The organism is Kineosporia sp. A_224, from assembly GCF_002198655.1.
GTDB lineage: Bacteria > Actinomycetota > Actinomycetes > Actinomycetales > Kineosporiaceae > R-H-3.
In genome coordinates this window covers 33,827-50,908 of sequence record NZ_MWLN01000219.1, presented here as the reverse complement: position 1 = coordinate 50,908, position 17,082 = coordinate 33,827, and the positions used below count along the sequence as shown (strand labels likewise).

The 17,082-nt window shown below is 73.8% G+C and carries 17 protein-coding genes and 2 pseudogenes; 9 read left to right on the top strand and 10 right to left on the bottom strand.

Annotation, left to right across the window (positions count from 1 at the left end; all coding sequences use genetic code 11):
• Window position 1: 1 nt before the first annotated feature.
• Window positions 2-595, top strand: a pseudogene (locus EDJALFJO_RS28660) (hypothetical protein); the annotation flags it as partial.
• 88 nt (window positions 596-683) lie between these two features.
• Window positions 684-1,325, top strand: a complete 642-nt coding sequence (locus EDJALFJO_RS28655) for a DUF1349 domain-containing protein (protein WP_088289742.1) — start codon at window positions 684-686, stop codon at window positions 1,323-1,325.
• Window positions 1,326-1,337: 12 nt separating this feature from the next.
• On the opposite strand, the gene greA is transcribed toward EDJALFJO_RS28655, so the two are convergent.
• Both greA and EDJALFJO_RS28645 read right to left on the bottom strand, forming a co-directional pair.
• Window positions 1,338-1,829: a transcription elongation factor GreA gene (gene greA, locus EDJALFJO_RS28650; RefSeq protein ID WP_088289741.1), complete on the bottom strand. Its 492-nt coding sequence runs from the start codon at window positions 1,827-1,829 to the stop codon at window positions 1,338-1,340.
• Between the two features lie 125 nt (window positions 1,830-1,954).
• Window positions 1,955-2,368, bottom strand: a complete 414-nt coding sequence (locus tag EDJALFJO_RS28645) for a DUF4307 domain-containing protein (protein WP_158220601.1) — start codon at window positions 2,366-2,368, stop codon at window positions 1,955-1,957.
• Between the two features lie 139 nt (window positions 2,369-2,507).
• Here EDJALFJO_RS28645 and mca point away from each other — a divergent pair, with 139 nt between their 5' ends.
• From mca to EDJALFJO_RS28630, 3 genes are all read left to right on the top strand, one after another.
• Entirely contained in the window at window positions 2,508-3,386 is an 879-nt protein-coding gene (gene mca, locus EDJALFJO_RS28640) for a mycothiol conjugate amidase Mca (RefSeq protein ID WP_088289739.1), read from the top strand.
• Window positions 3,386-3,721, top strand: coding sequence for a hypothetical protein (locus EDJALFJO_RS28635; RefSeq protein ID WP_088289738.1), 336 nt, complete (start codon window positions 3,386-3,388; stop codon window positions 3,719-3,721). Before mca ends, EDJALFJO_RS28635 begins: the two co-directional genes overlap by 1 nt.
• Before the next feature lie 160 nt (window positions 3,722-3,881).
• Entirely contained in the window at window positions 3,882-4,793 is a 912-nt protein-coding gene (locus EDJALFJO_RS28630) for a patatin-like phospholipase family protein (protein WP_233150101.1), read from the top strand.
• Between the two features lie 133 nt (window positions 4,794-4,926).
• Here EDJALFJO_RS28630 and EDJALFJO_RS28625 read toward each other — a convergent pair whose 3' ends face one another.
• On the bottom strand, window positions 4,927-6,063 hold the full coding sequence (locus tag EDJALFJO_RS28625) for a methyl-accepting chemotaxis protein (RefSeq protein WP_143448843.1): 1,137 nt from the start codon (window positions 6,061-6,063) through the stop codon (window positions 4,927-4,929).
• A gap of 261 nt (window positions 6,064-6,324) precedes the next feature.
• Between EDJALFJO_RS28625 and EDJALFJO_RS28620 the strand changes: the two genes are divergently transcribed.
• From EDJALFJO_RS28620 to EDJALFJO_RS28605, 4 genes are all read left to right on the top strand, one after another.
• Window positions 6,325-7,068: a DUF5995 family protein gene (locus tag EDJALFJO_RS28620; RefSeq protein ID WP_088289735.1), complete on the top strand. Its 744-nt coding sequence runs from the start codon at window positions 6,325-6,327 to the stop codon at window positions 7,066-7,068.
• Window positions 7,069-7,229: 161 nt separating this feature from the next.
• Window positions 7,230-9,035: a choline dehydrogenase gene (betA, locus tag EDJALFJO_RS28615; protein ID WP_088289734.1), complete on the top strand. Its 1,806-nt coding sequence runs from the start codon at window positions 7,230-7,232 to the stop codon at window positions 9,033-9,035.
• Window positions 9,035-9,883 carry a methylenetetrahydrofolate reductase gene (locus EDJALFJO_RS28610; protein WP_088289733.1) on the top strand — a complete coding sequence of 283 codons (849 nt, stop codon included), beginning with the start codon at window positions 9,035-9,037 and terminating at the stop codon, window positions 9,881-9,883. The genes betA and EDJALFJO_RS28610 overlap by 1 nt, the downstream gene beginning before the upstream one ends.
• Before the next feature lie 13 nt (window positions 9,884-9,896).
• Window positions 9,897-10,502 carry an HAD family phosphatase gene (locus tag EDJALFJO_RS28605; RefSeq protein ID WP_088289732.1) on the top strand — a complete coding sequence of 202 codons (606 nt, stop codon included), beginning with the start codon at window positions 9,897-9,899 and terminating at the stop codon, window positions 10,500-10,502.
• A gap of 98 nt (window positions 10,503-10,600) precedes the next feature.
• Here EDJALFJO_RS28605 and EDJALFJO_RS28600 read toward each other — a convergent pair.
• The 7 genes and pseudogenes from EDJALFJO_RS28600 to EDJALFJO_RS28570 all read right to left on the bottom strand — a co-directional run.
• Window positions 10,601-11,137 (bottom strand): annotated as a pseudogene (locus tag EDJALFJO_RS28600) (alpha/beta fold hydrolase); the annotation flags it as partial.
• Window positions 11,138-11,369: 232 nt separating this feature from the next.
• Entirely contained in the window at window positions 11,370-11,933 is a 564-nt protein-coding gene (locus EDJALFJO_RS28595; RefSeq protein WP_088289731.1) for a DUF1697 domain-containing protein, read from the bottom strand.
• A gap of 48 nt (window positions 11,934-11,981) precedes the next feature.
• Window positions 11,982-12,473 (bottom strand): DUF1638 domain-containing protein, encoded by a 492-nt coding sequence (locus tag EDJALFJO_RS28590; protein WP_255392596.1) that lies wholly within the window; start codon window positions 12,471-12,473, stop codon window positions 11,982-11,984.
• A gap of 136 nt (window positions 12,474-12,609) precedes the next feature.
• Window positions 12,610-14,577: an ASKHA domain-containing protein gene (locus EDJALFJO_RS28585; RefSeq protein ID WP_088289729.1), complete on the bottom strand. Its 1,968-nt coding sequence runs from the start codon at window positions 14,575-14,577 to the stop codon at window positions 12,610-12,612.
• A complete protein-coding gene (locus tag EDJALFJO_RS28580; RefSeq protein ID WP_088289728.1) occupies window positions 14,574-15,476 on the bottom strand; it encodes a dihydropteroate synthase in 903 nt (300 codons plus the stop codon). Before EDJALFJO_RS28580 ends, EDJALFJO_RS28585 begins: the two co-directional genes overlap by 4 nt.
• Window positions 15,477-15,573: 97 nt before the next feature.
• Complete coding sequence (locus EDJALFJO_RS28575; protein WP_088289727.1) at window positions 15,574-16,242, bottom strand: corrinoid protein; 669 nt, start codon at window positions 16,240-16,242, stop codon at window positions 15,574-15,576.
• Window positions 16,239-17,027 (bottom strand): IclR family transcriptional regulator, encoded by a 789-nt coding sequence (locus EDJALFJO_RS28570; protein WP_198950732.1) that lies wholly within the window; start codon window positions 17,025-17,027, stop codon window positions 16,239-16,241. The genes EDJALFJO_RS28575 and EDJALFJO_RS28570 overlap by 4 nt, the downstream gene beginning before the upstream one ends.
• Window positions 17,028-17,082 lie beyond the last annotated feature (55 nt).

Genomic DNA, 17,082 nt, shown 5'->3' with positions numbered 1-17,082 from the left:
NTTCCCCGACGTGAACGTGGCGTCCGTCGTGCTGACGAGCCGGGCGCCGCCGACGACCACGACGACGACCGGCGCCCCCGGCGGGACGTCGCTGCTCGCGGACGACTTCGCGGACGGCAGCAGCACCGGCTGGACGGCGGGCGCCGGCACCTGGGCGGTCAGCGCCGGGGCCCTGGGCCAGTCGGCCGCCGGGACGACCGCGGCGGTCGCCGGGTCGGCCGCGTGGACGGCGGCAGACGTCCGGGTGACCGCGACGAACACGGGCGTCACCGGGTCGGGCTCGGCGGTCTCGGTGCTCGCCCGGGCGCAGAGCGCGACGAGCTACTACGCGCTGGCCCTGCGCGACGCGAACGTCGTCGAGCTGCGCAAGGTCGTCGACGGCAGGAGCACCGTGCTCGCGTCGGCCCCGTTCAAGGCCGCCACGAACAAGGCGTTCGCGTTGCGGCTCGTCGTCAAGGGCACGACGCTCACCGGGTCCGTCGGCGGCGCCCGGCTCGTCAGCACGACGGACGCCACGTTCACGTCGGGGAAGGTCGGCGTCGGCACGAACAACGCCACCGCGTCCTTCGACGACGTGACGGTGACCGTCGCGTAGCGGTCCGGCGCCCTCCCGAGGCGTCGGCCCGAGCGGCCCGGATCCCGTCCCCGACGGGGTCCGGGCCGCTCCGCGTAGGGTGCCGGGCATGGATCTCACCGACGGCGCCCCGGCCTTCGACTGGCTCCCCGTCCCCGGCGCCCCGGCCGCCGGCACCTGGGCGGACGGCGTCCTCACGGTCACGGCCGGCCGGCTCACCGACTGGTTCGTCGACCCGTCCGGAGTGCACGTCGCGGCAGGGAACGCGCCGATCCTGCTCGGCCCGGTCGGCACGACGGGTGAGGGTGCCCCGGCGGGTCCGGCGCGGGCCTGCCTCACGGCGACGGCCGCCATGGACGGCACGACGCAGTTCGACGCCGCCGCGCTCTACGTGTTCGTCAACGACCGGTCCTGGGCGAAGCTGGCCCTGGAACGGAACCCGCTCGGCCAGGAGACGCTCGTGAGCGTCGTCACCGACGGGACGTCGGACGACTGCAACCACCGGGTCGCGGCCGGTCCGGTCCGGCTGCGGGTCTGCTCGGTGGGCGGCGGGGCCTTCGCGTTCCACGTCGAGCAGGACGGCCGCTGGGACCTGCTGCGCCTGTTCGGCCTCGCCGACGCGAAGGCCGAGCCGGACTCGGTCCGGCTCGGCCTGTCGGCGCAGTCCCCGCTCGGCGAGGGCTGCACCGCGTCGTTCCGTGGGATCGCCTGGTCGGCCGACGTCCCGGCCGACCTGCGCGCCGGGACCTGACCCGCGGGCCGCTCAGCCGCTGTAGGGCTTGGCGTCCTTGATGACGACCGGGATCTCGGTGCCGTTCGGCGCGGTGTAGGCCACCTTGTCGCCGATCTTCGCGCCGAGGATCGCCGAGCCGAGCGGGCTCTTCTCGCTGTAGACGTCGAGGTCGGTGTCACCCGCGACCTCGCGGCTGCCGAGGAGGAAGGTCGTCTCGTCGCCGGCGAGGTCGATCGTCACGACCATCCCGGGGGCGATGCCGTCGTCCGCGTTCTGGGGGGCGTCGCCCACCTTGGCGTTCTCGAGCAGGTGGCGCAGGACCCGGATCCGGGCCTCCTGCTTGCCCTGCTCCTCCTTGGCGGCGTGGTACCCGCCGTTCTCGCGGAGGTCGCCCTCGAGGCGCGCCTCCTCGATCTTCTTCGCGATCTCGGTGCGGCCATCACCCGACATGTACTCGTACTCGGCCTTGAGGCGGTCGTAGGCCTCCTGCGTCAACCACTGGACGCTCGTCGTCTCGGTCACGATGCCTCCGTTCCACGTGCTGTCGGCCTGTGCCGCACGGCCGGGCCTGTTCCCGGCACGCGTCTGACCCGGCCCGCCGATGCGGACCCTCGGTCAGGTAGGTGAAGCGTCGAGCCTAGCAAGGCTCACCCGAGGGCGCAGGCCTTGACATTCCCGCTCACGGCGCGCTCGCTCGTCGGCACGACGGCCGTGACGGTCACCGCGCCGTCCGGCGCCGCGGGGATGCGGACGTCGGTGCGCCCGACCTCGGCGAACCCCACGTTGAGCGCGCGGACGGTGCACACCGCGGTCGCCGACGGGGCCTTCTGGACCTCGAAGGTCACCCGGACCTCGGTGTCGGCCACGACCTCGTACCCGATGTCGAGGTAGTGCACCCCGGTGTTGCCCGGGCCGAAGGCGATGTAGGCGAACCAGCCGACGGCGAGCAGGAGGGCGGCCGCCGCGGCTCCGACGAGCGTGCGGCGGCTCGGCGGGCGCCGGACCGGGCCGTAGCGGCCCTCGGGGCGGCGCGGGCCGGCGGCCCCGTCGGCGAGCGTCACGTCGTCCTCCTCGTGCCCCGCCGGGCCGGTGTCGGACCGGCGGCGTAGCGTCGGGAATGATTGTCCCCCGGGGCGGCTTCGCCCTGGGAGGGGGGACCTCCCTCCGGGGGGACCGGCGAACGACCAGGGAGGCAGTGGCGTGGGCGAGGTGCTCCGGCTCATGGCCGTGCACGCGCACCCGGACGACGAGTCCAGCAAGGGTGCGGCGACGATGGCGCGGTACGTCGCGGAAGGCGTCGAGGTGCTCGTCGTCACGTGCACCGGCGGCGAACGCGGCGACATCCTCAACCCGAAGCTCAAGGACGACCCGGACCTGCTCCGGGACATCGCCGAGTACCGCCGGGTCGAGATGGCCAACGCGGTCGCGGCGCTCGGCGTCCGGCACGAGTGGCTCGGTTTCGTCGACTCGGGGCTGCCGGAGGGCGACCCGCTGCCGCCGCTGCCCGAGGGCTGCTTCGCGCTCGAGCCGCTGCACGTCGCGGCGGCCCCGCTCGTACGCCTCGTCCGGTCGTTCCGGCCGCACGTCATGACGACGTACGACGAGAACGGCGGCTACCCGCACCCGGACCACATCATGACCCACAAGGTGAGCATGGAGGCCTTCGAGGCCGCCGGGGACGACGAGCGCTACCCGGGGACCGGCGCCCCCTGGCAGCCCCTCAAGCTCTACTACGACCGCGGCTTCTCCCGCGCGAAGATCATCGGCTTCCACGAGGCGATGCTCGCGGCCGGTCTGGAGTCCCCGTTCGCGGAGTGGCTCCAGCGCTGGGAGGACCGCGAGGAGGTCACCATCACCACGCGCGTCGAGTGCGCCGACTGGTTCCCGGTGCGGGACAAGGCCCTGCTGGCCCACGCGACCCAGATCGACCCGGACGGCTGGTTCTTCTCCATCCCGTCCGAGATCCAGCGCAGCGTGTGGCCGACCGAGGACTTCCAGCTGGCCCGGTCGCACGTGCCGACCGAGACCCCCGAGGACGACCTCTTCGCGGGCGTCCGCGAGCGGGTCGAGGTGGCGTGATGACGGCCTCGCTGCACAGCGGCCTGCTCACCGGTCTGCACGGCGGTCTGCTCGCCGTCGACCCGGAGGGGCCCAACGCGGACAAGGTGTCGCCGGGCCTGCTCGGGTTCGTCACGGTGTTCTGCCTGGCGCTCGCGGTCGTCGTCCTCGTCCGGAGCATGGCCAAGCACCTGCGGAACGTGCGGTACAGCCCCGGCCCGGACGGTCAGATGTGGACGCCGCCCGGCACCGTCGGCCTGCCCTCGGCCGAGCAGGTAGCGGCCGAGCAGGCGGCGGCCGCGAAGGTGCCGCCGGCGGACGACGAGCGTCCGGGGTCCGCACCCGCCGCACCCTGACCGCCCGCCCGGTCACCCGGCCGGCCGAAAGACCGGACGTACCTGCTCACCCTCGCGGCCCCTCCTGCCGATAGACCAGCAGCGCGTCGTCGCGGTGGGGTGCGGCCCGCCGCGACGACGCCAACTCATCTCGAGGGCGAGCGGAGGTCCGCCGGTGGCGATGTGGTCCGCGGTGCGCGAGGGCGTCCGGGTGGGCCGCCGCGCGCCGGCCCCGCCCCCGGTGCCCGTCGTCCGCAGGCACGTCGTCGTCCTGTCCGGCGGGGGCGCCCGCGGCGCCGCCCAGGCCGGCGCGCTCGCCGCGCTGCTCACCGCCGGGATCGACCCGGTCGGCATCGTCGGCTGCTCCGTCGGGGCGCTCAACGGGGCCTACCTCGCCGTCGACCCGACCCCCGCGCGGGCCGAGGCGCTCGCCGACCGGTGGGCGGGCCTGCGGCGCCGGGACGTGTTCGGCGGCGGCCGGCTCTCGACGTGGCGCAACGTCGTCGCGCGCCGACCGGCGCTGTTCTCCGAGGAGCCGCTGCGCCGCCTGCTCGCCGACTGGCTGCCCGTCGACGACTTCGACGACCTCGCGGTGCCGCTCCGGGTCGTCACGACGTCCCTGACGTCCGGCCGCGCCGTCTACCACGGCACCGGTCCGCTCACCGACGTCCTGCTCGCCTCGGCCGCCCTGCCCGGGCTCTTCCCGCCGGTCCACCTGCCCGCCGGGTACGACGACGACGGCACGGTCCGGACCGAGCAGCACGTCGACGGCGGGGTCACCGACCTCGTCCCCGTCGCGGGGGCGCTCGACCTGGCCCCGACGGACATCTGGCTCCTCGACGTCGCGGCCCACCCGGGGACGGGCGCCTGGCGCGTCCGCAGCGCGCTCGACGTCCTCGTCGCCTCGCTCGCGGCCTCGATGCGCTGCCGGCCGCTGCCGCGGCTCGACGGCACGGTGCTCCACCACGTCGAGCTGGGCGCGGCGCCGGACGGCCCGGGCGGCCTCATGGACTTCACCCGCACCGCCGGCCTCGTCGAGGCCGGCCGGGCCGCCGGGGCCCTCGCGGTGTCGGGGCTCGTCGTCGGGGCCTGAGCCTCCGTCCGGCGACGTCCGACAGGACGACGGCCCGACACGACGACGCCGCGACACGACCACGCCGCGACAGAACGACGACCCGACAGGACGACGTCCCCCGACGTCCCCCGACGTCGCCCGACGCCCCCGCTCAGCTGTCGAGGATGATCCGGTGGAGCATCTTCGTCTGCTCGCTGACCTCGCTGACGGCCTGCTCGATGTCGCCGGACTGCGCCGCGGTGTCCCGCGCGCCGCTCGCGATGCCCTCGAGCGCACGGGCGATCTCCGTGGTCACGGCGGACTGCTCCTCGATCGCGGCGGCCACGGTGTTCTGGCTCTCGCTGATCGTGCCGATGAGGGTCTCGATGTTCGTCAGCGCCTGGACGCCCAGGTCGGCGGCCCGCTGGATGGCGGCGATCCGGGCCTCGATGTCGCTGATCGACGCGGCCGTGGTCCCGGCGAGCTGCTTGACCTCGTCGGCGACGACGGCGAAGCCCTTGCCGGCCTCGCCGGCCCGGGCCGCCTCGATCGTCGCGTTGAGGGCGAGCATCTTCGTCTGCTCGGCGACGCCCGTGATGAGGCGCAGGAAGTCGCCGATCTCGGTGCTGGAGCGCTGCAGGTCGCGCAGCGTCGAGGCGCCCTCGTCGGTGGCCTGGACGGCCGCCCGGACCTGGGTCACGGCGTCCGACGACGAGCGCGCGATCTCGGCGACGGCCGCCCGCAGCTCCTCGGTCGCGGCGGCCGCGGTGTCCGAGGCGCTCGAGGTCTCGGCCGCGACCTGGACGATGTGCCCGACGATCCCGCGGAGCCGGTCGGTGGCGCTGTCGACGTCCCCGATCGAGGTGTCCGCGCGGCCGTTGCGCTCGGAGACGTTGTCCCAGATGACGACGAACCCGTGGCGGGTGCCCTCGCCGTCCGTGATCGCGTTGATGAGCGTGCGCAGGGTGATCCCGCCGAAGCTGAAGACCGCCTCGCGGGGCAGCGCGGCGGGGTCGGCGAGGATCCGGTCGATCCGGGCCGGGTCCTTGTGGAAGCGGTGGATGGAGCCGCCGAGGAGGTCCTCGATGGACATCCCGAACGCCTGCCGGACGGCGGGGCCGAGCGCCCGCACCGTCTGCGCCGCCTTGCGGTTCATGTAGACGAGGTTGAGCGAGGTGTCCGCGATGAAGCAGTTCGCGTTGAGGCTGTCCAGCGTGGCCTTGACGGGGTTCTTCGGGTCGTCGAGGTAGCCGGTGATCCCCGCGGCGGCGCGCTTGCCGCCCCCGTTGAGCAGCTGGGTGATGGACATCTGCGCCTGGTCTCCTGACGGGACGGTGTTGCCTGGAACGGTCTGACCCCGGGCGGAGCCCTGTCGCTGGGTCGAGAACGACATCGACGTGCGACGCACATCACTTGACGACCGCTCACCGCAGACGCCGGTGTTATCGCTACCGAGGTCGGTCGCGCGGGGAGTGCCGGCCGGGGCTGCGGGTCGGCCCGACCGGACAGCACGCCGTCCCGGATGGTGTGATGGGCCCGACCTTGCGGTGCGGCGTGCTCGGGAGGTGCGGTGAGCGACACGGTCGACGGCGTCGTCGCGCGGATGCGCGAGCGGCTGTCGGTGCTGGAGCGTGACCGGGACCCCGCGCGGTTCTTCCTCGCGACGTACCTGCGCACGACGCAGGCGGTCGCGGACGCCGTCGACGACGGCCGGTTCGAGGACGCGCCGTGGGTCGAGTGGTGGGACGTCGTCTTCGCCGAGCTCTACCTCGACGCCCTCGACGCGCACCGGATCGACCCGAAGTCCGCGCCGCGGCCGTGGCGGATCGCCTTCGGGGCGGCCCGGGACGCGCCGCCGGTGCTCCACGTGCTGCTCGGCATGAACGCCCACATCAACTACGACCTGCCGCAGTCGCTCGTCGGGGTCATCTCGCCGACCCAGTTCGGCGACCCCGGTCTGCTCGCCCGCCGCGAGCGGGACCACGCGCGCATCGACGAGGTGCTCGCGCGCCGGGTGTCCGCCGAGGACGGCGAGCTGCGCCGCCTCTCCGGCCCGCGGCGGGCGCTCGACCGGGCGATGACCCCGCTCAACCGCCGGATGACGGCGAGGTTCCTCCGCGAGTCCCGGGCGAAGGTCTGGCTCAACACCCAGGCGCTCCACGAGGCCCGGGTGGCCGGCGACGACGTCTACCGCCGCCGCCTGGCCGAGCTCGAGGTGCTCTCCTCGGCGCGCGTCCGGGACCTCACGACCCCGGGGCCGGTGCTCGTGCGGCTCGGCGTCCGCGGCTTCGGCGTCGTCCTGCCGCCGCCCTGACGACGCGTCGGCCCACATGGTGGTGCCGTTGTTGCGTATCGCGCACACCGTTCCGTATAGCGCGTCGCTCGGATACGATCGCCGCAACCTGGGGGGACTCGTCGGGGCGGCGTCGCTGCCGTCCCATCAGGCGTTTCCGTGCGGCGAAGGGATCGTCGAGCGTGTCCGGTCAGCGGTACGACGTCATCGTGGTCGGTGGTGGTTCGGCGGGCTGCGCGCTCGCCAACCGGCTCTCCGCGGACGGCACCACGAAGGTGCTCGTCCTCGAGGCCGGCCGCAGCGACTACCCGTGGGACGTCTTCATCCACATGCCAGCGGCCCTGCCGTTCCCGATCGGCAGCCGGTTCTACGACTGGCAGTACGAGTCCGAGCCCGAGCCGTTCATGCACGGGCGGAAGATCTACCACGCCCGCGGCAAGGTGCTCGGTGGCAGCAGCAGCATCAACGGGATGATCTTCCAGCGCGGCAACCCGATGGACTACGAGCGCTGGGCCGCCGACCCGGGGATGCAGACCTGGGACTTCGCGCACTGCCTGCCGTACTTCAAGCGGATGGAGAACTGCCTCGCGACGGGGCCGGAGGACGTGTGGCGCGGTCACTCCGGCCCGCTCGTGCTCGAGCGCGGCCCGGCGACGAACCCGCTCTTCGGGGCCTTCCTCGAGGCTGTCCAGCAGGCCGGCTACCCGCTGACGGACGACGTCAACGGGTACCGCCAGGAGGGCTTCTCGGCGTTCGACCGCAACGTCCACCGCGGCCGCCGGCTGTCCGCCGCCCGGGCCTACCTGCACCCGGTCAAGGGCCGCGGCAACCTCGAGGTCCGTACCCGGGCGTTCGTCACCAAGGTGCTGTTCCGCGGCACGAAGGCGATCGGCGTCGAGGTCGCCAAGGCGCCGCTGTGGGGCGGCGCGCCCGGCCGCTACTCCGCGGGCTCCGTCGAGCGCATCGAGGCGGGCGAGGTGATCCTCGCCGGCGGCGCGATCAACTCCCCGCAGCTGCTCCAGGTCTCCGGCATCGGCAACTCCGAGCACCTGCGCCCGCTCGGCGTCGAGATGGTCCACCACCTGCCGGGTGTCGGTGAGCACCTGCAGGACCACCTCGAGGTCTACATCCAGCACACGGCGACGCAGCCGGTGACGATGCAGCCCTACCTCAAGCACCGGTACAAGCCGCTCATCGGGGCGCAGTGGCTGTTCCTGCGCAGCGGGCCCGGCGCGACGAACCACTTCGAGGCCGGCGGCTTCATCCGCAGCAACGAGGACGTCGAGTACCCGAACCTCATGTACCACTTCCTGCCGATCGCGGTCCGGTACGACGGGACGGCGCCCGCCGGCGGCCACGGCTACCAGGTGCACGTCGGGCCGATGTACTCCGACGCCCGCGGCCACCTGCGGATCAGGAGCGCGGACCCGACCGTCAAGCCGTCGATGCTCTTCAACTACCTGTCGACCGACCAGGACCGTCGCGAGTGGGTCGAGGCGGTCCGCCGCACCCGCGAGATCCTCTCCCAGTCCGCGATGGCGCCCTTCGACGGCGGCGAGATCTCGCCCGGGGCGCAGGTGGAGACCGACGAGCAGATCCTCGACTGGGTCGGCCACGAGGGCGAGACCGCGCTCCACCCGTCGTGCACGGCCCGGATGGGCGTCGACGAGGAGTCCGTCGTCGACCCGCTGACGATGCGCGTGCACGGCGTCGAGGGGCTGCGCGTCGTCGACGCCTCCGTCATGCCGTACGTGACGAACGGCAACATCTACGCGCCCGTCATGATGCTCGCCGAGAAGGCCGCGGACCTCGTGCTCGGCAACACCCCGCTCGAGGCGATCACCGAGCCGTTCTACCGGCACCGACCCGCCGGGGCGGCCGGTGAGCACTACCCGCCCGTCCGCACCGGTGCCCCCTCGTCCGACGGTCTGTCCGACGGTCTGTCCGACGGCACCGACCCCGACCCGACCCGGCAGGTGAGCGCCTGATGGCCAGGACCGAGACCCTCACCCGCGGGACCGCCGCGGAGCGCCTGCTGCGCCACGCGCGGTACGAGGTGCTGCCGACGAAGACGATCGAGGAGAAGGTGCTCGCGGCGGTCCCCAAGGACGTCGCGCTCACCGTGACGGCCTCGCCCGCCAAGGGCATCGAGCAGACCGTCGACCTCGCCGAGCGGTTCGCGGGGCACGGGTACAGCGTCGTCCCGCACCTGTCGGCGCGGCTCATCAGGGACGGTGCGCACCTCGCCGACCTCGTCGCGCGCTGCACGGCTGCCGGGATCACCGCCGTCTTCGTGCCCGCGGGCGACGCCGACCCGCCCGCGGGGGAGTACGACGCCGCGCTGCCGGCGCTCGCCGAGCTGAGCCGGATGGGCAGCCCGTTCTCCACCGTGGGCATCACCGGGTACCCGGAGAGCCACCCGTCGATCGACGACGACGTCACCGTGCAGGCCATGTGGGACAAGCGTTCCCACGCGACGGAGATCGTCAGCAACCTCTGCTTCGACGCCGCCGCGATCGCCGGCTGGGTCAAGCGAGTGCGCCGGCGCGGCGTCACACTGCCGATCCAGGTCGGCATCGCCGGGCCGGTCGAGGCGACGAAGCTGCTCTCGATGGCGACGAAGGTGGGGGTCGGGGAGTCGACGCGGTTCCTCACGAAGCACGCCGGCTGGTTCGCCCGGCTCGCCAACCCCGGCTACACCCCCGAGCGGCTGCTCGGCCGCCTCGCCAAGGAGGTCGGCGACCCGGAGTGGGGGCTCGCCGGCCTGCACGTCTTCACGTTCAACCAGGTCGCCGAGACCGAGGCCTGGCGGCGGCGCCTGCTCGGCGAGGGCTGAGGCCCGCCGTCCGGTGCAGCTCGTCTTCGACCTCGGCGGCGTCCTGCTGCGCTGGCGCCCGCTCGAGCTGGTCCGCCGCGCGCTGCCGCACCGCGCGGACGACGCGGAGCGGCTCGCCCGCAGCATCTTCGGCCACCCGGACGGCGAGTGGTCCCGGTTCGACCGCGGCCTGCTCGACGTCGACGGGGTCGTCGCCGGGATCGCCGCGCGCACCGACCTCACCCCGGACGACCTGCGTGCCGTCCTCGCGCAGGTGCCGGCCGAGCTGGTGCCCGTGCCTGCGACCGTCGCCCTCCTGGAGCGGCTGCACGGCCGCGGGGCGCCGATGTTCTACCTGTCGAACATGCCGGCGCCGCACGCCGACCGCCTCGAGGCCGAGCACGCGTTCTTCGGCCTGTTCGCCGACGGGGTCTTCTCCGGCCGGGTCCACCTCGCCAAGCCGGACCCGGCGATCTTCCAGGTCGCCCAGGAGCGGTTCGGCGTGCCCGCGGGCGACCTGCTCTTCCTCGACGACCACGCGCCGAACGTCGACGCGGCCCGGTCCGCGGGCTGGCAGGCGCTGCTGTTCACCGACGCCGCGGCGTGCGAGGCGGAGCTGACGGCCCGCGGACTGGTCTGAGGCCGCTCGTACGGGGCTGTCCCAGGTCGGCGCCACGCTGGGGACGATCGCCAACAGCGGGATGTGGCGGATGGTCCCCGATCCGCAGCGCCACCGCGTCAGGCGCGTCGTGCGGGCCCGTGGCACGCGGCGGTCACGACGTCGACCCACACCTGGGGGTGCGTCGACCACAGGTCGTGCGGTACGCCGGGGACCTCCACGAGGCGGCCCCGGGGGAGCAGTGCGGCGAGCTGTCGGAGCGGCCACGCCGGGCGGATGTCGTGCTCCGCGGCGACGACCGTCGTCGGCACCTGGCAGTCCGCGAGGCGGCGGAGCAGGTCGCGCTCATGGATCCACTCCACGAAGGACTCGCTGAGCGCACCGTGCACACCCGGATCCCAAGCGACGTCGATCCCGGCCTCGGTGTTCTTGAGGGCGTGGTAGGCCGCCGACCACGTCCGGTCCTGGTGCAGACCGTGCGCGGCGACCGCGACGACTCCGCGAACGGCGGCCGGGTGGTCGAGCGCGTACCGCACCGCGAGGTCGCCGCCCCACGAGTGACCGAGCACGACCCCGCCGGCCACCCCAGCGGCCTGCCGGACGGCCTCCAGGTCGGCGACGTCCCGGGCGAGGTCGTGCGGACCGCCCGCGGAGCGGCCGACGCCGCGGGGTTCGGGGTACCAGGCGCGCGTCCCGCGCGGCGCGAGGTTCGTCGCGTTCGAGGTAGTGCACGCAGCCGGGACCGCCGGAGAGGACGACGACGTCGGGACCGCTGCCGGTCACGCCCACGTGGAGCAGGACGCCGTCGTCGGCCGTCACGGTCGTGGAGCGCACCGCGCCATCGTGCCAGCGGTCGAGGGGCCGCGCCGACCGTCGGCCGGCCGCCCGTCAGGCGTCGACGAGACCGAGCAGCGCCTCGACGGTCGACCAGTTGCGGGCCGTCGCGACGATCTTCGCCTTCGGCAGCACCTTCGTCAGCGGTGAGTCGATGCTGCGGCCGCTGCGGAACGCCAGGTAGAGGGTGCGGTCGCCGACCGCCATCTCGTCGTCGCCGTGCCGCAGGCCGACGGCGGCGTCGAGCGCGGCGGCGTCCGGCGCGGTCTCGCAGAACATGACGTGCAGCTGCTTGGGGGTCGGCACGAGGTCGGGGAAGGGGTTCGCGGCCGCGACCGCACGCAGGTGGTCGGCGGTGACGACGAGGACCCGGGCCTGGACGCCGCTGCGGGCGAGCATCGCCTCCTCGGCGGCGGAGCCGAGCGCGGCGAGCGCCTCCGCGGTGCCGGCGGCCTCCGCGGGGACGTCCATGACCGCGTTGCCGCTGCGCAGGTACGTGCGGACGCCGGTGCCGCCGACGTCCTCGAGCGCCGTCTTCAGGTCCGCCATCCGCACCTGCTTCGCCGTCCCGACGTTGATGCCACGGACGAGGACGACGACGCGTGCGAGTGGGCTCACCGGGCCAGGGTGCCACGCGCGCGGGGTGCGCGGGACCGGGGCGCGGGGTCAGCCCGTGACGAGCCGCTCCAGCTCGGACTCCAGCCCGCCCTCGCCGACGTCGACCCGTTCCAGCGGCAGCCGCAGCACGGCGGCGGCGTCCGCGACCGCCGCCTCGAGCGCGGGCGTCGGGTGCTGCGCGAGCCACACGACGCGGCGGTAGTGCCGGAAGTAGTCCTCGTGCAGCTCGGGGTACCGGTCCAGGCCCAGCTCGACGACGACGCTGCGCCGGAAGGACGCCGCGAGGAAGTCGGTGAGCACGTACGTCCCGGCCTCGGCCTCGAAGATCTCCCTGAGCCGCTGGACGCCCGCGTAGACGTCGTAGCAGTGCTCCCCGGCGAGCCGGGCGACGCCGTGCCGGGCCAGGACCTCGTCGAGGGCCCCGTACGTGCCGCAGTCGGCGTACGCGACCGCGAGGCGGGCGTAGCCGGGCCGGTGCTCCCCGAGGACGGCGAGCGCCTCCTCGACGGCCGCGGCGATCCGGTCCGGGTGGTTGTGCAGCAGCGGCGGCAGCGGGTGGACGTCGACGGGCCAGCCGCGCCGGGCGGCGACCCGCCCGATCGTCAGCGAGAGCGCGCCGCAGGCGACGACGCCGACGCGCGGCCCGCCGTCCGGCCCGCCGTCGTCGGGCCGCTCGTCAGACCGGGAAGGACAGCTGCTCGACGAAGAGGTCGTTGAAGTCGGTGCGGTCGGAGAGCTCGACGTAGCGCACCTCCTCGAGCAGGGTCTGCGCGCCCTGGCGCTCGCGGACCGAGAGCAGGGTCATCTTCGCGCCCTCGCCGGCGACATTGCCCGCGCTGACGATCCGCAGCAGGGGCACCTTGGGGACCAGACCGATCCGGACGGCGCTCGCGGGGGACAGGTAGGACCCGAAGGAGCCGGCGAGGAGCACCTGCTGGATGTCGGCGACGTCGGCGCCGATCTCCTCGACGAGGAGCTTCCAGCCGGTCGCGATGGCGGCCTTGGCGAACTGCAGCTCGCGGACGTCGCGCTGCGACAGGTAGATCGCCTCGTCGAGGTCGCCGACCTCGCCCTTCCAGTGCAGGACGAAGACCCGCTCCTTGCCGACGGCGAGGAGCCGGTCGGCCAGCCCCGGGTGCAACTCAGCGGCGACCTCGTCGGCGACGAGCCGGCCCGAGGTGTCGAGGATGCCGACGGCGGCGAGCTCGGCGACGGCGTCGACGAGGCCGGAGCCGCACAGGCCCATCGGGGCGACGTCCCCGATGACCTGGAGCTGGACGTCGTCGTCGCTGATCTTGACGACCTCGATCGCGCCGTCCGCGGCGCGCATCCCGCACCGGATCGAGGCGCCCTCGAAGGCCGGGCCGGCCGGGGCCGCGGTCGAGACGAGGCGGCTCGCGTCGCCGAGGACGATCTCGCAGTTGGTGCCGACGTCGATGAACAGCCGGAGCCGCTTGTCGCGGTCCATGCCGCTGGCGAGCATGCCCGCGACGATGTCGCCGCCGACGTACGCGCCGAGCGAGGGGAACACGTACGCCCGGGCGCGCGGGTGCAGCGCGAGGCCGAGGTCGGTGGCGAGGACGTCGGGGAAGCCGCTCGCGGTCATGACGAACGGGGCGACGCCGAGCGGCTCGGGGTCGATCCCGAGGGCCAGTGCCGTCATCGTCGCGTTGCCGGCGAGCGCGACCTCGTAGACGTGCCGCGGGGCGACGCCGGCCTCGGCGCAGACCTCGTCGGCGAGCTCGGCGAGGGTCGCGTGCGCGGCGTCCCGCAGGCGGCCGAGGGCGTCCGGGTCGAGCATCGTCGCGCTGATCCGGCTGATGACGTCGCCGCCGAACGGCTGCTGCTTGTTGAGCATGGAGCGGACGGCGGAGGGCGTGCCGGTGGAGAGGTCGAGCAGCGTCGCGACGACCGTCGTCGTGCCGAGGTCGAACGCGATCGCGTAGCGCTGCTCGGTCGTGTCGCCGCCCTCGACGTCGACGAGGACGTCGTCGACGATCACCGCGGTCACGGTGAAGTCGTTGTCCCGCAGTGCCTTCGGCAGGCTGCGCAGGGCGTGCAGGTCGACCCGGAGCTCGAGGTCGTCGATCTGCGCGAGGAGCCGGTCGAGGTCCGGGACCTGGTCGGCGAGCGTCGGCTCGGCGAGCGTGACGCACCGCTTCTGGACGGCGGGCCGCAGGATGACCTGCCGGCCGACGCCGACGGTGGCCGCCTTGGGCCGGGTGAGCAGCGGCGGCACCTCGACCCGCAGGTCGCGGTTCGCCTGCGCCAGGCAGGCCAGCCGCCAGCCCTGCCGCAGCTGCTCGGTGGAGAACGCCCGCGGGTCGAGCCGTGCGACCGGGACGTCGCCCTCGACGACGCGGATCTTGCACTTGCGGCACGTGCCGTGGCCGCCGCAGGTGGAGTCGATCGCGATGCCGTTCCAGGACGCGGCGTCGAAGACCGTGACGCCGGGCGGCACCCGGACGTCCCGCTCGGCCGCGAGGTTCTTCTGGTCGGCCTCGCCGGGGACGAACGCGATCCGCACCCGGCCGACGCCCTCCGGGGCGGCGGGCGGCGGGGGCGCCGGGTGCTCGCCGAGCAGGCCTTCGCGCAGGTAGGCCTCGCGGGGTGCGGGGGCGGGCCCGTCCGGGGTCGAGGTCACGTGGTCGGCTGGGCGGCGGCTGCCGCGGCGGCCTCGGCCTCCGCCTGCGCCTTCTGCTTGGCGCGGAACGCGGAGATCCAGTTCGCGCCCCAGGGGTCGTTGCCCATCATGAGGTCGGCGGCCTTGATCGCGTCGACCATCTGCGGCGTCCGGGCGTCCATGATCGCCGTCGTGAGGCCGGCGTGCATGGCCATCGTGAGGAACGTCGACCCGAGGGTGTGCCGGCCGGGCATGCCGAACGAGACGTTGCCGGCGCCGAGGGTCGTGTTGAGGTCGAACTCGTCGCGGATGAGCGAGATCGCCTCCATCGTCAGCTTGCCGTACTCGTGGTTCGCGCCGACCGGCATCGCGAGCGGGTCGATGATGATGTCCTCGATCGGGATGCCGTACTTCTCGGTGGCGACGCCGACGATCTTCTTGGTGATCTCGAGGCGCTTGCGCGGGTCCTCGGGGATCTCGTCCTCCTCGTTGGGGAGGGCGATGACCGCGGCGCCGTAGCGCTTGACGAGGGGCAGGATCGCGTCGAGCCGGTCCTGCTCGCCGGTGACGCTGTTGACCAGGGCCTTGCCCTCGTACGCCGCGAGGCCGGCGTCCAGCGCCTCGACGACGCTGGAGTCGATGCACAGCGGCAAGTCCGTCATGGACTGGACGAGCTTGACGGCGCGGGCGAGCAGCTCGGCCTCGTCGGCGAGCGGGACGCCCATGTTGACGTCGAGCATCATCGCGCCGCCCGCGACCTGGGCCCGGACGTCCTCCTCGACGCGGGCCAGGTTGCCGGCGCGCAGCTCCTCCTGGAACTTCGGCCGCCCCGTCGGGTTGATCCGCTCGCCGATGATGCAGAACGGCTGGTCGGGACCGATGACGAGCTCTTTGGTCGCCGAGCGGACGACGGTGTGCATGCGGGTCTCCTGTCGGGGGACGTGCCGGAGGTCTGTTCGGGCCGGCCGGACGGCGTCCGCGCTGGGACGCCGTCCGGCCTGTGCTGCCCTGCTGCGGTCAGGCGGGGACGGCGGCCGCGCGCTTGCGGGCGATGAGGTCCTTGGCCCGGCGGACGGCGGTCGAGGCGTCGGCCGCGTAGCCGTCGGCGCCCACGGCGTCCGCGTACTCCTGCGTGACGGGTGCGCCGCCGACCATGACGATGACCTTGTCGCGCAGGCCGGCCTTCTCGAGCGCGTTCATGTTCGCCTTGAACATCGGCATCGTCGTCGTGAGGAACGCGGAGAACCCGACGATGTCGGGCTTGTGCTCCTCGATGGCCGCGATGAACTTCTCGGGGGAGACCTGGACGCCGAGGTCGATGACCTGGAAGCCGGCGCCCTCGAGCATGATGTTGACGAGGTTCTTGCCGATGTCGTGCACGTCGCCCTTGACGGTGCCCATGAGGAACGTGCCGACCGTCTCGGCGCCGGTGTCCGCGAGGAGCGGGCGCAGGACGTCGAGCGCGCCCGACATCGCCCGGCCGGCGATGAGCATCTCCGGGACGAAGAAGTCGCCGCGCTCGAACCGGGCGCCGACCTCCTCGAGCGAGGGGATGAGCGCCTCGAAGAGCAGCGCGTCCGGGCCGAGGCCGCTCTCGAGACCCTGTGCGGTCAGCTCGAGGACGCGAGGTGCGTTGCCGACGAGCGTCTCGTCGTAGAGGGCCTTGAGGATGTCCTGGCCGTTCATGCGGCCCCTTCCTTCCCGGAGTGGTGGTACCCCAACAGAGCGGAGACCTTGCGGGCCTCGGCGACGAGCGCCTCCCCGACCGCGACGATGCGGCCCGCGGGGATGCGCGCCGTCGGCCCGGAGACCGAGAGCGCGCCGAGAATGATGCCGTCCGTGGCACGGACGGGTGCGGCGACCGCGACGAGCCCGATCTCGAGCTCCTCGTTCGCGACGGCCCAGCCCCTGCGGCGGACGTCGACGAGGTCGCGCTCGAGCTGGGGGACCGTGGCCACCGTGCTCGGGGTGCGGCGCTGCAGGGCCGACTGCGGCGGGAGCGGCAGCCGGCCGAAGGCGTAGAAGATCTTGCCCTGGGCCGAGCAGTGCGGCGGGACGTCGTCCACGCCGATCCAGTTCGTCGTCCCGAGCAGGTACCGGCTGTCGACCTGGGCGACCTGGACGACGCCGTCGCCGCGGGGGACCGCGAAGTTCACGGTCTCGCCGGTGCCGGCGGCGAGCCGGTCCATCGCCGGGCGCAGGAGCGCGACGAGGTCGTGCATCGTCTGCTGGCGGGCGGCGTAGACGGCGAACACCGGGCCGGGGCGGAAGGAGCCGCTGCGGTCGCGCTGGACGAGGCGGCCGCGCTCGAGGGCGTGGAGCAGGCGGGACGTCGTCGACTTGGCCAGCCCGGCCTCCTCGACGAGCGAGGTGAAGGTCCGCGGCTCGCCGGACTCGACGACGAGGGCCAGGAGCGCGGCGGCGCGGTCGACGGCCTGGCTGCCGGCCTGTCCAGCAGGGGCGGTGGGCACGGTCGACCTCCTCGGGCTCTCACGCGGGGGAGGATCGTCCTGCCGGTCCGCGACT